Source organism: Pantoea rodasii (genome assembly GCF_002095465.1).
Lineage (GTDB): Bacteria > Pseudomonadota > Gammaproteobacteria > Enterobacterales > Enterobacteriaceae > Pantoea > Pantoea rodasii.
This window is the reverse complement of sequence record NZ_MLFP01000006.1, coordinates 48896-61560: the sequence shown is the minus strand read 5'-3', so window position 1 is coordinate 61560 and position 12665 is coordinate 48896. Positions and strand designations below refer to the sequence as shown.

General features: G+C 51.2%; 12 protein-coding genes and 1 pseudogene. 3 read left to right on the top strand and 10 right to left on the bottom strand.

Annotated features, from left to right (window positions below):
• Nucleotide 1: 1 nt before the first annotated feature.
• Together HA45_RS29320 and HA45_RS10540 are read right to left on the bottom strand one after the other, a co-directional pair.
• On the bottom strand, nt 2-241 hold the full coding sequence (locus tag HA45_RS29320) for a gp53-like domain-containing protein (RefSeq protein WP_436405005.1): 240 nt from the start codon (nt 239-241) through the stop codon (nt 2-4).
• Entirely contained in the window at nt 232-981 is a 750-nt protein-coding gene (locus tag HA45_RS10540) for a hypothetical protein (protein ID WP_128598930.1), read from the bottom strand. Before HA45_RS10540 ends, HA45_RS29320 begins: the two co-directional genes overlap by 10 nt.
• A gap of 161 nt (nt 982-1142) precedes the next feature.
• On the opposite strand from HA45_RS10540, the gene cor reads away from it, so the two are divergent.
• On the top strand, nt 1143-1367 hold the full coding sequence (gene cor / locus HA45_RS10535; RefSeq protein ID WP_244563424.1) for a phage exclusion lipoprotein Cor: 225 nt from the start codon (nt 1143-1145) through the stop codon (nt 1365-1367).
• Nucleotides 1368-1693: 326 nt separating this feature from the next.
• Here cor and HA45_RS10530 read toward each other — a convergent pair whose 3' ends face one another.
• The 7 genes and pseudogenes from HA45_RS10530 to HA45_RS10500 form a co-directional block, all read right to left on the bottom strand.
• Nucleotides 1694-2326, bottom strand: a complete 633-nt coding sequence (locus HA45_RS10530) for a hypothetical protein (protein ID WP_128598929.1) — start codon at nt 2324-2326, stop codon at nt 1694-1696.
• A gap of 25 nt (nt 2327-2351) precedes the next feature.
• Nucleotides 2352-5459, bottom strand: coding sequence for a TipJ family phage tail tip protein (locus tag HA45_RS10525; protein ID WP_128598928.1), 3108 nt, complete (start codon nt 5457-5459; stop codon nt 2352-2354).
• Nucleotides 5460-5468: 9 nt separating this feature from the next.
• On the bottom strand, nt 5469-5993 hold the full coding sequence (locus tag HA45_RS10520) for a tail assembly protein (protein ID WP_100700000.1): 525 nt from the start codon (nt 5991-5993) through the stop codon (nt 5469-5471).
• Nucleotides 5936-6660: pseudogene (locus tag HA45_RS10515) on the bottom strand (C40 family peptidase). Before HA45_RS10515 ends, HA45_RS10520 begins: the two are co-directional and overlap by 58 nt.
• Nucleotides 6653-7363, bottom strand: coding sequence for a phage minor tail protein L (locus HA45_RS10510; RefSeq protein ID WP_128598927.1), 711 nt, complete (start codon nt 7361-7363; stop codon nt 6653-6655). Before HA45_RS10510 ends, HA45_RS10515 begins: the two are co-directional and overlap by 8 nt.
• Entirely contained in the window at nt 7360-7713 is a 354-nt protein-coding gene (locus HA45_RS10505; RefSeq protein WP_100699997.1) for a phage tail protein, read from the bottom strand. The genes HA45_RS10510 and HA45_RS10505 overlap by 4 nt, the downstream gene beginning before the upstream one ends.
• Before the next feature lie 8 nt (nt 7714-7721).
• Entirely contained in the window at nt 7722-10859 is a 3138-nt protein-coding gene (locus HA45_RS10500; RefSeq protein WP_100699996.1) for a tape measure protein, read from the bottom strand.
• 265 nt (nt 10860-11124) lie between these two features.
• Here HA45_RS10500 and HA45_RS10495 point away from each other — a divergent pair, with 265 nt between their 5' ends.
• Nucleotides 11125-11331 (top strand): hypothetical protein, encoded by a 207-nt coding sequence (locus HA45_RS10495; protein WP_039330924.1) that lies wholly within the window; start codon nt 11125-11127, stop codon nt 11329-11331.
• Nucleotides 11332-11480: 149 nt separating this feature from the next.
• Nucleotides 11481-11846, top strand: a complete 366-nt coding sequence (locus tag HA45_RS10490) for a hypothetical protein (RefSeq protein ID WP_128598926.1) — start codon at nt 11481-11483, stop codon at nt 11844-11846.
• 110 nt (nt 11847-11956) lie between these two features.
• Here HA45_RS10490 and HA45_RS10485 read toward each other — a convergent pair whose 3' ends face one another.
• Nucleotides 11957-12631: a DUF6246 family protein gene (locus HA45_RS10485; protein ID WP_100699994.1), complete on the bottom strand. Its 675-nt coding sequence runs from the start codon at nt 12629-12631 to the stop codon at nt 11957-11959.
• Nucleotides 12632-12665: the final 34 nt, after the last annotated feature.

The following is a 12665-nucleotide window of genomic DNA, read 5'->3' as shown; positions in this document are numbered from 1 at the left end:
ATTAATACCCTACCGCTATGTAATTAATCCTAACACCTGATGAGGCGCTGTTCTCCGCTATAAAATTAAACCCTCCTAAAGCAGAAGTGCCGATAATATTTACGTTCCCTCCTGTTGTATTTCTGTCACCGTTACATGCCACAACTGCATTACAGGCGTTTGGGAAAGCATTTGGGTATGTAATGGTTCCGGTACTCCCTGCGTTAAGTGTTACTACCGCAGTCGCACAAATCACTCGCATAGTTCGGCTTGCGCCCGGCAAATCAAAAACAGTTGATGATGGTTGTGAAAACCTGCTGCGGCCAAGCTTGCTCGAGCTGCCGCAGTACTTATCCAGGACATAACATTTATCCTGGAAATATTTGATCCAGACAAATCGATTCCAGTGTTACCAGCCATGGTGATTCCACCAGTCATTGTACCACCAGACTTTAGCAACCCTGCATCCCCTGCCATTACGGAGTCAGCATCCGTTCCGACATTTTTAGTTGATGAATCACCTAAACCAAGGTTTTCGCGAGCCGTTACTTTGTCTGCGAGACCGCCAAGATTGCCGTCTTTTGTAAGTGAATTACTTAATTGTGTGGACAAATAGCCCCAACTTGGACCAATAAACTTTGTCAGGTCAGGCAATGTTACGGTGACAGAAGTGTCGCTGCTGAAAATTTTCTGCCAGTTCACCTTATCAAAGTTAAAACCTCGTATTGCCTTAGCTACATCAGCCGCTACCTGAGCCGTGATTCCGACGAGGGCTGCATTTGGTAGTGCCGTCCAGGCTAATCCGGAACTAGTTGGTCCATTGAAAGCAGTGGTCAGCGTCAATGCTGTAGCCGACCCAATAGCCTGGACACCAAGTGTGTAAGTCACTCCGCCAACAACGGCGACCATAAGGTCATTTACTTTTAATTCAGTTGCAAAGTTAGTGCCTGTACCAGTAACGGCTGTTGAACCACTGGTGAGCGTAATAGTGCCTGCTGGCATAGTTTTCTCCGGGCAATAAGAAAACCCAGCGCTCAGGCCGGGCTATGTAATCATCTCTGTTCCAATCAAGTAAATAAATCGATCGATAAGATCTAAATCATTCACTTCAATCGAAATGGCTGAGGTGATTTCATGCTGTATACAAAAAGGAAGGTATTTATATGAAGATGACATTCACTATTTCTATAGCGTTATTGGCTTTATCTGGTTGCGCATCTAATACGCCGCCAATCTGCTATAACAAAGCTAAAATCACCAATCACGTATATGACGTTGCTGTATTTAAAATTGAAAACGGTAAATACCTTGCTGGAAATCCATTCCATACATGGGCGGATAAATCACAGTTTCTTGACACTTCAGAATGCGACAAGCTAAACCCCTAAAGCCTGCCTGTAATAAGTGTCATAGACTGAAGTGTTGATTGACGCTGGCGGCCCCATTGAAGAACTGGGTGGAGCGCCGCCTGTAGTTTTGTATTCCCTTGCCGCGTATATGTCCCCACCAGATGCCTCATACAATCCCTGAGTGTTTATGCCCGCGCTGTAGCAGTTATATCGTGCCTGCCCCTGAATCGGATAAGTAGGGTCATATGGGATATTGACCAGAACGGAAGCGCCAGCAGTAATAGCGACTGGCGTGCTTTGACCTGACTTTCCTCCTACCACCATTTCCAATGGAAGGCAGTTGTTATGCCACACAATCTGACCGTCTAAATACATGAAGAACCCAGCGGCAGGAGTATTAACCAGAGTTTTGAGAATACATAAATCCTGCACGGCCCCATGGCTATTGAACCGTCAATTGCCGGGCGGAACCTCAATGACCAGAATCCATTCTGGTTAATTTCATCCCAGATGACATGATCGAAACCTGATGATGCAGTAGAGCGGTGGAAAGCAATAAAAGCAGCTCCGTATGGCACAGAAGTTTGCAATACCTGCCCATATCCGGGTGTAAGGTCGATTACCTGAGTAAGTGCCAGCGGAGTAAAAGGAGGTGCTAATTTCATCACTGGCGGATTTTTGGTGTAATCGTTATAAACAAAGCCATCATATTTAAGCGTGGCATTCGCATTAGCGTAAACCACCAGCTTCGGGACAGTACCCTCGACCCCACTCCATGACACGGTTTGTCCTGATATCGTCACCGTACCAGACTTTTGAGCCGTTCCCTGGGTAACGGCACCACCCACAAGAAACGCCGTCAGCGTGAAACCTGCATAGCTATAGGATTTGCTACCGGAACCCGAGACAACGGCAATATCTACAACAAACCCATAGTTCATGCTGTTTACGGCATCATATGTGGTTCCATCGATGTAGGCGTAATATCCGTCAGCCATTACCTTTGAACCCCCATAGAACACACTACCTGTCCACTCGCGTTGTACCAGCTGCGCCATTGTTATCGACGACGAATTTCCCCCGACCAGCAACAGAGCCCAGTAGTTCGAATGAACCGTCCGAACGCATGATTGTGCCCATCATTCCAGCCACATAATTTGCTGAAAACCAGGAGCCAATCTTGGCCAGCGTGATACCGGCGTAGTTTATGAACGCATCATTGATAAACACCTGGCCGTTTACAGCTGCGAAAGCCATCTGATAATTGCCAGCCTCACTGCCGGTATAGATACCGAATTGGTCCGCGTTGAAAGCTATCGTCGATTTGTAAGAGCTGCCTGATGGTTCGATTCCGATCGCCATTCCTGCACCGTAATAAACGTCATTACGCTTAATTCCAACTCTAAGCGTGTATGAGGCTTTGGCCGTGCCGTTATCCGTCACTGTGGCCGTCAGCTTCTCATTGACCGCAGCAGTAAGGTCACCCATCTGGGCCTGTACTTGGGTCTCAAGCTCTGCCATTGCCAGAGATACTGTAGCGATGGTTGTTTTCACTACAATCACGTCAGCGCGAACTTCACCGTTAATGGCGAACTGATGGTCAACGATTGAGTTGTTATTAAGGGCGTTCTGCAGCATGCCTTCAATATTGATGTTGATGTTTCCGGTGAGGTTCTCGAACGCCTCAGAGTTACGGATCCCTTCGTCTATCAGTTCAATCATCCCGGGAATGTCAGATGAAGCCTGCCCTGACACCTCAACGAATGGCGATACACCAAATGCATTTTTGGTGCGCACATACATGTAATACGTATGGTCGGCTTTTAAGCCATGCAGCGTCCACTGAGATGCACGCCCGAGAAACTGTGCTTCATCCTCTACCGCGCCAATGCTACTGGCCGGTACCTCTCCGGTGTACCAGAACTCGAATGATGTGTCGGTAGTCGCCGTGACATTCATCACCGGAACGATATCGGCGGAGAAGATTCCAGGCGTCCACTGAATGAACGATGGTGCACCCGGCGCCCCGATCACCAGGCTAACCTGTGTCTCAGCGCCCTTCATGCCATTCTCGTTGCGACCTCGCACGCCCAACGTGTAACTGCCAGCATCCAGCCCGTAAAAGTCATAGCGGAACTGGTCAGTTTCATACTGCGCCACGACCTTGCCCTCTGTGCTGTACACATAAAGCTCGAACACGATTTTCTTGGTTAGCGTCGCCGTTTCCCACGTTGCCGTTACCTGCACGGTTTCGGTGTTGGTGTTGATGATCCGTAGGTTCTCGATGTTCGGCACGCGATAGCCATTCAGCGTATCGTTTGGCATCTCGAATACTGCGCCATCATCAACAATGGCCTGCTTATTTGGGTCGTGCAAGGTGGCAGAGATGCTGTATACCGAGTTATTGTCGTCCTCAGATATGCCCATGATGCGGAACATGCGGGGAGCCACTTCACCCGTGGTGATAACGAATACCGTTCCGTCACGCACCCATGCTGGAGCCGTTTTAAGCGTAATCACTCGCCCGGAAACACTGGCAATCTCATACTTAATGAATTTACCGTTCGAGCCCATCAGTGACATCAAATCAGCGCCGCCGGCCAACGTTGAAACATCAGTATCTACGGTGATAGCTGCACCTGAATGAGAGATGATACGCCCGCCCAGGCGCGTGGCCGCGTAGTTGTTGTCCATAACCTCAACGATATCACCGGGAATGAAGCGGATCGCCTCGCGCGCCATCTTGAAGGTGACTTTCTTGGTCTCGCGTTTGGCGGTTTCCAGCATCCATTTCCCGGTGCGGAAAGCCTGTCCGCGAGATGTACAACCGAAAGCCTCCATCGTCGTTTCGTTGTAGCCGTAACGATCAATCATCTCGTCGTCTGAAACGTATTCCTTCACCTGCTCCCAGCCGTTGTTCGGGTCAGTCCATGAAACGACCACCGCGTTATATCGCTCTGACCGCTTCATTGAGCTGTAAGTGAACAGCCCGTCGACCACGCTGGCGTTAGTGATGGAAGCAACCGGATCCTGTGGGTTGTCCAGCATCACAGAAAAGCGCATGCCGTCCCAAAGCGCTATGCCCCGGAACATGCCTGCAATGTCATCCAGCAGGTCGCGAGCGCTCTTCTGCTCGGTGATATAGGCGTTAAGTGTGAATCGTGGTTCTTTTCCGCCGTAACCATCATCAACCAGCTGGTCGCAGAACTGGGAAAGGGCATACAGGCTGCCGTCATCCACATCGACATAACCAGCACGGCGCGCCAGCCCATAGCGGGTGTTCTTCACCAGCGCGCGGAATATCCATGCCGGGTTGTTCGTCCAGGCTGACTTAAATCCACCAAGCCAGATTCCGGTATAGGTGCGGGCGATCGGGTCGTAGTTATCCGGCACATCGACAATCAGGCCGCGCAGGTGGTACGTGCGCGTTGGCGTGTCGGTGTACTGGTCACGGTCAACCACGCATCCAGCAACGGCCGCATATGGGTATGATAGATTGTCATCGGTGATTTCGGTAAAGCTGTTCCATACCGTGCCGTTGTTCAACAGGTCGCTGCTGCTGTCGGCGGTGACTCGGCGCAGGCGAATATCGAAGGGCTTGGTCTCTGGCGCATCAAACAGGTGCGCTTCAAGATATTCCCCTGACTGCTTTCCGCTGATTGTTACTGTCTTCTGTGTCTGCCAGGCACCGTTACCTACACGGGTTTCGATTACCATGGTTACAGCCGTCTCCAACTGGTTTCCCTTCGTATCCTGCTGAACCAGACCAGATACACCAATGTTCATGCGCACGCGGTCAACATCGGTGTCGGTAACTGTACGCACCAGCGGCGTTGCCTGCGTGACATCGGTGTTAACCACAGTGGTCGCTTCAATGGCGTTGAAGCCGTTGATTGGTGTCTGTGTTGCCGCTCCCGGGCGCCATGCCACGCTCACGCCGTTGATAGTCGCGTTGCCTGAAGAATCTGTCACAGGCGTTTTGTTCAGCATGAATGATGAGAGGTGGCTTTGATCTACAGGTCCGTAGATTGGACCTTCACTGATGAGGTCGAGAACGCGGAGGAATTGTTTCGATTTGAGGTTGTCGTCAATTAGTTTCGGAGTGCTGCCGCCACCGCCGCCTGAGCCCATGCTGTCACCTTAGCTGATAGAGATATTCCAGTCCTGATTGTTCGTTGTATCGATGCCCAGGCTGATAACATTTGAGCCAACCACCATTTCACCGAGAAGCAGCGGCACCGGCCGCCCCTGTCCGATGCGGTTTTCCGCGCTTGTGAATGAGTTGTTCGTGATGGAGTTGGCGTCCTGATCCGCTGATGTCTTCGTCTTCATATGCGAGGTCATGTAGAGCGAATACGCCACCGAGGCAACCGCCACGGCAACCATGATCCAGGCTGCGGCCACAGCTGAAATTGAACCCTCCACCACGGGGACGATAAGTACGCGTGCACCGTCTTGTACGTGGCGGTTCATATGGAATTCGAGGTTGTCGCTGCAGACGTCACTGCCATCGATGCGCATGCGGATCCGGGTGTTGTAGAAATCGCGTTTGAATGCGGGACACTGCGCCAGCAGAAGGCGTAACCCTTGTGCTGGCGTGTCGACGTTCATTGTGATCTGGCGGAAATGTCGTCGTAAATTCCCCGCAAATCCAAAAGTGAGCATTGTTCGTGTCTCCAGATGGAATGAATTAGAGGGACGTGAATCTGTCGCAGCGGCTCGCGGCGGCTGAGCCTGCCGTGAACTTCGTGGTGGAGAATGATGTTGTCACCCAGCCAGATCATTGCGTGGCACGGGTCGCATTCAGGGAATGCGCGCCGGATGATTACATCGCCTGGCTGAATGGCGTCGAAGCCAACCTGATGGAATCCATTGGCCGAGATGTTTTTCAGGTAGAGATTTTCACCGCGCACCCACCAACCGTTGGTTCGCTCGAAGTCCGGAAGGTCAATGCCGCAGAGGTGATAGGCATCGCGAAACAGCGTGTAGCAATCCGTTTCACCGTGCACGAATGTCCGCCCAAGCAGATGCGGCACCGGGAGGAATTTGCGCAGACGCCCGCTGCTGGCCAGCCACCAATCAATCCCTGTTGCCAGTTGCGCGGCACGGTCAGCAGCGGAAAGCACCAGCTTTGGCTCAGGGTGAGAATGAAAACGGCGGTGATTTCTCCCGCCGCTTCTGCTTCCAGCCACTCTCTATCATCGATCCGGAAGTTGCGCGCCGGATCAGGATGCGAGTTGCGACATCGCCACAGGCGATCGCCATTGATAATCAGCCCGCAAACCTCATCGCCTGATGAGGCGGCATAATCCAGGCATTCATATTCAATCATCAGGACACCTTGCAGAGCCGGGGTAGCCGCCATATGGCAGCGCAGCAGGTTTAGCGAATCGCAACCGACAGCCGCTGCGGTGCTTTGAGCACTTATCGCGGGACAAGTCAGATGTTGGATTGTCCTTCTCATCGGCCACCGCGCCGCCGGAATAGCCGCAGCCATCGCCGCGATACACCCACTGGCATACGTCAGCCAGGATGGTGCGCGCCGGGATAATGGCGTTATCACAGTCCACTGGCGTGGCGAGGTTGTAGGTGACAGTCTCGAACGTCTCTTCTGCCATCTCTTCGATGACATAGCGGGATACCGCCTCCATCGTCGGATCTGCATCAGCATTACCGTTCGGGAAGTTCACGGCGTCCAGATGCTTAACCAGCACCTGACGGCGCGTCACCACGGCGCCAAGCGCATCATCGAAATCGTGGTTGATACCGGTAATCAGGCCGGTAATGTTCGCCACCTTCATCGTCGGGCGCGAATACGTCCCCTCCGATTTAACCTCAAAACCTTCAACGGCGATCGGATAGGCCGAGTAAGCGCGCCCCTGCCAGATGACATCGTTGTAATAGCCGTTTGTGCCCGCGTGAAAGCGGATAACATCGCCGCCGAACGACTGCAAATCGACTTCAAACAGGTCGAGCATCGCGCCGACCCCGGCATCAACGCTTTCAATGATTAGTTCTGCTGGTATGTCTCTCATCGCGGCACCTGCTCAAACGTTCCGGTTAACGTGTAAACGCCTTTGTTCTTCTGCATCGACCAGGATCGGCACACATACAGCGCCTGAACGCCGGTATCTGGTGGCGTCCAGTAGAACGACTCAACAGCCATGCGAGCGACAAGGAAGGCTCGAACTTCCTTTGCCACGTTTGGCCGTGAGCACTTGTCATCGTCATAGCCAATGAAGGTCAGCGGGTATTTACCCATGAGCGGATTGATACCATTTACCTGTCGCTGTTCGTAACGATCGCCCAACTTCACGACTGTTACATCAGGCGTGTCTTCGCCCGTGAAGCCCGATTGCGGGCTCCATGTGAAAGTTTCTGGCATGGGATGTCCTATTTACGCTGTGTCAGCATTCCGCCGGGGCGTTGCTGATCTTTCATGGCTCGAAGTGACTGTTGGTAAGAGATTTGAGCAATCTGTTTGGTTAACTCTTCAGGGTCTCCGGTAGCAGAAGTGATGGTGAAGTAATTATGCTGTTCAATCACTCCGCCCCCACCGCTCGAACCGCCAATATCCTTATTGCTGATCACCGACCCGTTATCGCCGGGGATCATGTACTGGTTTCCATTGCTGGCCTTGAAGATTTCTGGCTTACCGCCTTCACCTACCCGGTAGATACTGTTTCCGTCAACGGGCCCACCTTTTTCTCGGCCGCCGCCGTAGGAAATACTGCTAATTGCACTGACCATCTGCCCCCCAGCTGCAACTGCCTGAGCAATTGCGGGAATGTTTGCAGGATATGGAAGCGCCATTGCATTGCCTATGGCTGTTTGTAAGTTAAGTGCTGCCTGAGCAACTGCGAATCCTTTGCTTATGGCGAACATGGCTTGGTAAGCAGCGCTAGACTTACCAGCAGCCTGCCCAATGGCATCTGCTACTGCACCGACAGAGTCAGATGTGGCGCCAAGCAAATTGCTCATATTCTGTTGGTAGGTCTGCCTTTCAGTTATCGCAATTTGCTCGCGAGCATTGGCCGCCTGTTGCTGAATAGAAGTTTTCGCATCTTCATACAATTGAGCATTTTGAAGGTCAATGGCTTGATAGTTTGCGAGTGCTGCGAGTTTTTTCTGTTCTTGCTGGTCAATCTGAGCAACAGGATCAACAGCTTCGCCAGTAAGCGGGTTAACTGATGCCTTACCAGCTGCCACCTCCTGATTTGCAAAGTTTTGACCCTGTTTGATCTGTGCCTGTTGCTTGAGGGCGTTATTCTGGTCCCATATCTTGGCCGCATACTCTCCTGCCTGAAGAATCTGAGCATCGGTAGCGCTTTTGCTCAGGGATTGTTGTGCCTGCAGAATGGCTTGTGAACGAGAAAGCTCTTTAGTTGAGTCCGCAACCTGATCAGACTTCTGACGAAGAACCTCCAACTTTTGCGCATCTGATTCAGCCTGCGATGAAGCTTTTTTACCTTCCGCTGCTGAGGATTTTCGCGCGCTGGTATTCTTTTCTGTCGCGGCATATTCGTCTTGAAGTGCCTTAATGCGCTTGCTGTCTGTGATACCAGCATCTTCCGCATCATATTGCGCCTGCAGTCTTGCGCGTGCTTCGCCCTCTAACCTGGATAACTCCAGTTTTCGCTTCGTGGACTTTTCAAGTTTGCTGAGTTCGTCTGCGGCCCCTGCGCCATCTATCTTTATCGGTTGGTTACTTGCCGAAGCATTGGCTTTTGAGATTGCTGCCAAATCTCCTACAAGCGCTGCAGCCTTATTACTGACTGCGTTGATTCCCTCTGCCTGTGCTGCCCAGCCATCAAGACCAAGAAACGAGTAAGTTCTTGCGCGACGGGCAAACATGTCAGCAGTGCTGTTCAGGTCTGAAATCTGCTGTGTCGCGTTTGGCACCCGGCCTGCAAGCCTGTCGATTGCTGCAGTGATTGAGTCGATGACATGAACCATGCCGGTGCTTGCGCCGGTGGTATCATTTATCTGCTTAACCAATTCCTGGAATGAAATCGTCAGGCTGTTTGTTGCCTGATCCACGGTGCGAGGAAGCTTGGAGAACTCCTGATTCACCAGCCCTGTCTGCGTCATGATGGCATTGAGCGCATCTTCTGCTGATAGTTTGCCCTCAAGCATGCGCTTGCGCAGTTCGCCCACAGAGATGCCAAGTCCTGCCGCCATCTGGCGCGCTAACTCAGGCATCTGCTCGATGATGGAGTTAAATTCCTCCGCGCGTACCGTTCCGCCTGCAATTGACTGCCCAAACTGGCGTAAAGCGTTAGCCATTTCTGCAGTAGATGAGCCACCAATGCGCCCAATTTTCTGGAGGGTATCTGTCAGTGTGAGGATCTGCGCGTTGCTTGCTCCAGCGCTCTTCAGGGATGAGGTGAGTGTTTCCCAAAGCTTCTCTGTGTCCTTCAGGCTGGAACCTGATGCAGACGCGATAGATGAAAGCGCCTGAAATGTCTCTGCGCCCTCTTTCGCGCTTGATGACAGTCGATCAATGCGTGCCTGCAGCTGCGTCATTGTGTCTGCAATTTCAAGGAACTGTTTGCCGTACTGAACCAACTGAGAGATTGCGATAACAGACGCTATTGCTGTCAGCCCGGTTTTCAGCCCGCCCATAATGCCGGTAGATTTCTGCTGAGCAGTATTAGCCTGATCTTGTGCCTGTTTCAGGTCATAAAGTTTTCCGGCCAACTCCCCGATTTCTTTACGCTGTGTCGCTGTCGCTGTGGAACCGGCCTGTAAACGTGCCGCCAGCATCGCCGCGCTTCGTGCACCATTCTTCTGCTGTTCAGTGAGGATTGCGATCTGCTGAGTGAGGCTGGAAGACAGCGAGCGTAGTTTTGCCGCATCATTAGCCTGCTGTGCCGCCTGCTTGGATGCGAGCATAGTGGCGCGCGCTGACGCATCCTGGGCTGCCTTCATGTCGTAAAGCTTGCCGGTTAGTTCGCTAATGCGATTCTTTTGGTCCTGCGTTGCGCCTTCGCCCGCTTTTAACTGTGCTGCGAGGATAGCCGCACTACGTGATCCTGACTCCATCTCAGTGCTAAACACCGATACGTCGCTTTCCAGTGATGCTATGGCTGACTGAGCGCGCTGCATTGCCGCTGTATTTGCTGCAACTGACTTCGCTGACTCTGCAGCTGCTTCTTTAACGTCGAAAAGCTTACCAGCAAGATTACCAATTTCTTTTGTCTGCGCTTCAGATGCATCACCTGCTGCTATCAATTGTGCAGCCAGGACAGTGGCACTGCGGGCTCCATTCTGGCTGGCCTCTTCCAGCACCGCGATTTCATTACCGAGGCGCTCCATAATCTTCGCTGCCTGGCTGGCATCGTCAGCGGCGCGGGCCACGGCTTTGCCGGTTTTTGATGCGGAACGCTCAAGCCCATCCATGTTACCTGATGCTTTGTCAGCACCTTTTCCCATGGCATCAAGCGCGGCGTTGGCCTGTGATGATCCCTGCAGAAGCGGGGCAATGTCAGCGCCAACCTCGTAGTAAATGTCTCCGACTTTTTCTGACATCACGATCTCCGGACAATAAAAAACCCGCTTGAGGCGGGTCAGTCACTTTTAGTTAGGGGTTATCATCCCCTGAGTGCATCTATGATTTGGGGGCGCTGTAATTGTTCGATGATGCTATAGGTTGTGCCCATTAGTCCCAGGACATGCTGTGATAAATACTTGTTCTGCGTAGTCGCCGGATGGTTCAAAAGCCTGGACGTTGAGTTGCTCTAAACTTGCTGATCAAGGTATTTTGTCTCTAACGAATAATTAATGAGTAGAAACCATGCCAGCGATCAATAAACGCATACAACTTGAATGCATCCTGGATGATATGGACGATGCACAGGTTGAAATTGTTCAACTAAAGATGGTTATCGGTCTGATAATCGCTAAATTGCCACCCGAAAAAAGACAAGAAATACTTCAGGAGCTGCGCAGTTTTGGACTGGGCAATAGCGCCCAAGAGTTCACTCAGTTTGTTGTTGAGTGATGAGAATCATAAGCACTGATCATCTATCAGGGTAGCGTTGAGCATAAAGGAAGGGTAGGCTAGATGAAAAGACAGAATATGCTCTTATTAAAAGAGCTAAATGGTATTTTAAGCTACTGAATTTTTTACTATTTAAAAGGAGTTAAAAATTGGAAACCACGACCAAAAATCAATCTAAGTTAACAACCCCTCCGCTTTCACCTCCCTCGCCCCCTATGGCACCAAAAGATTTGACAACATCACCCTTGCACCACCCTAGTGATAATAAAATGTGTCTGGAAATAATTCTGTCATTTTTATTTGGCATTCCTTACGCAGCAGCGCTCAATGCAGCAATTTTGAACAAAAACGACCTGAAGTTATCATTAGCTTACGTTGGGTTAGCTCTGGCTGTGATTTGGATTGGATATGACCTCTCTAAATTGAATAAGAAAACCAAATACCACATTTTCTTCACGATTTCAGCTAAGGCAATTCCAGCTATATTAGCATTACTCGCGGTAATATATGGCTAATGAGTTCGATAAAGCGGGATCCCTTATGGCGTGCTTAAGTGTGAATGCCTAAGTAATTAATTAACGGAAATCCATTCGAAGGTCGCACTTAAAAATGCGGCCTTTATTGTTCATGCCGCCTTTCCTAGCCTCCTGGCTTTCCTTTCGAAATAGTCATCAGCCACCGCGTCATACTCTTCTTTAGTGAAGCCCTTCTGGTCCGGGAACTTGGCAGCCAGCAGCATCTGGAACTCAGTCATTGTGAGCTTTTCAGCCTCATCGCAGGATAACTCTAGTCCGGTACGCGCGGCGCTGATGTATTCAAAGGCGTTGAATCCTGTCGTGGACTCGCCCCCCTCGTGACGCTGCAGCTTTCTCACCTTAGCCTTACCGATTATGCCGTGCTGAATGAGCGACTGTGCGATCAGTACCATATCCGTCAATGGCATGGCGCCCTTACGGTAAACAAAAGACCAGCGGCCAGTGCGTCCCGGGCGCAACTCACCAACCAATGAGCTGACATTGTCATCACAGCATGCGGAAAGCACATTCATAGCCGAATAAATCACAGGCTTATTAAATTGCGGCCTGCCAATGTACGTCATCAACCACTGAGGGATGCCGCCATAAGCCGCGACAGAGCGCCGAATAAGGGACGTATACTCGTCGTTATGCAGGTCATAAAAGGCCTGAACTATCGATTCCGGATCGCCAATACGCATCATATTTGCGAAAGATGGACGGAAAAAGTAATCATGGTCGCCCATTGAGACCAGGCACTCGCCAATCTCTTTGTATGGTGTCATATGGTCTCCATAAGCATTATCAGGGGCAGCACGC

What these genes read in the sequence shown, in the direction of transcription:
- cor (WP_244563424.1), top strand. Translation starts at nt 1,143, where the DNA reads ATGAAGATGACATTCACTATTTCTATAGCGTTATTGGCTTTATCTGGT.
- HA45_RS10505 (WP_100699997.1), bottom strand. Translation starts at nt 7,713, where the DNA reads ATGCCAGAAACTTTCACATGGAGCCCGCAATCGGGCTTCACGGGCGAA.
- HA45_RS10495 (WP_039330924.1), top strand. Translation starts at nt 11,125, where the DNA reads ATGCCAGCGATCAATAAACGCATACAACTTGAATGCATCCTGGATGAT.
- HA45_RS29320 (WP_436405005.1), bottom strand. Translation starts at nt 241, where the DNA reads ATGCGAGTGATTTGTGCGACTGCGGTAGTAACACTTAACGCAGGGAGT.
- HA45_RS10485 (WP_100699994.1), bottom strand. Translation starts at nt 12,631, where the DNA reads ATGACACCATACAAAGAGATTGGCGAGTGCCTGGTCTCAATGGGCGAC.
- HA45_RS10500 (WP_100699996.1), bottom strand. Translation starts at nt 10,859, where the DNA reads ATGTCAGAAAAAGTCGGAGACATTTACTACGAGGTTGGCGCTGACATT.
- HA45_RS10525 (WP_128598928.1), bottom strand. Translation starts at nt 5,459, where the DNA reads ATGGGCTCAGGCGGCGGTGGCGGCAGCACTCCGAAACTAATTGACGAC.
- HA45_RS10540 (WP_128598930.1), bottom strand. Translation starts at nt 981, where the DNA reads ATGCCAGCAGGCACTATTACGCTCACCAGTGGTTCAACAGCCGTTACT.
- HA45_RS10530 (WP_128598929.1), bottom strand. Translation starts at nt 2,326, where the DNA reads ATGGCTGACGGATATTACGCCTACATCGATGGAACCACATATGATGCC.
- HA45_RS10510 (WP_128598927.1), bottom strand. Translation starts at nt 7,363, where the DNA reads ATGAGAGACATACCAGCAGAACTAATCATTGAAAGCGTTGATGCCGGG.
- HA45_RS10520 (WP_100700000.1), bottom strand. Translation starts at nt 5,993, where the DNA reads ATGCTCACTTTTGGATTTGCGGGGAATTTACGACGACATTTCCGCCAG.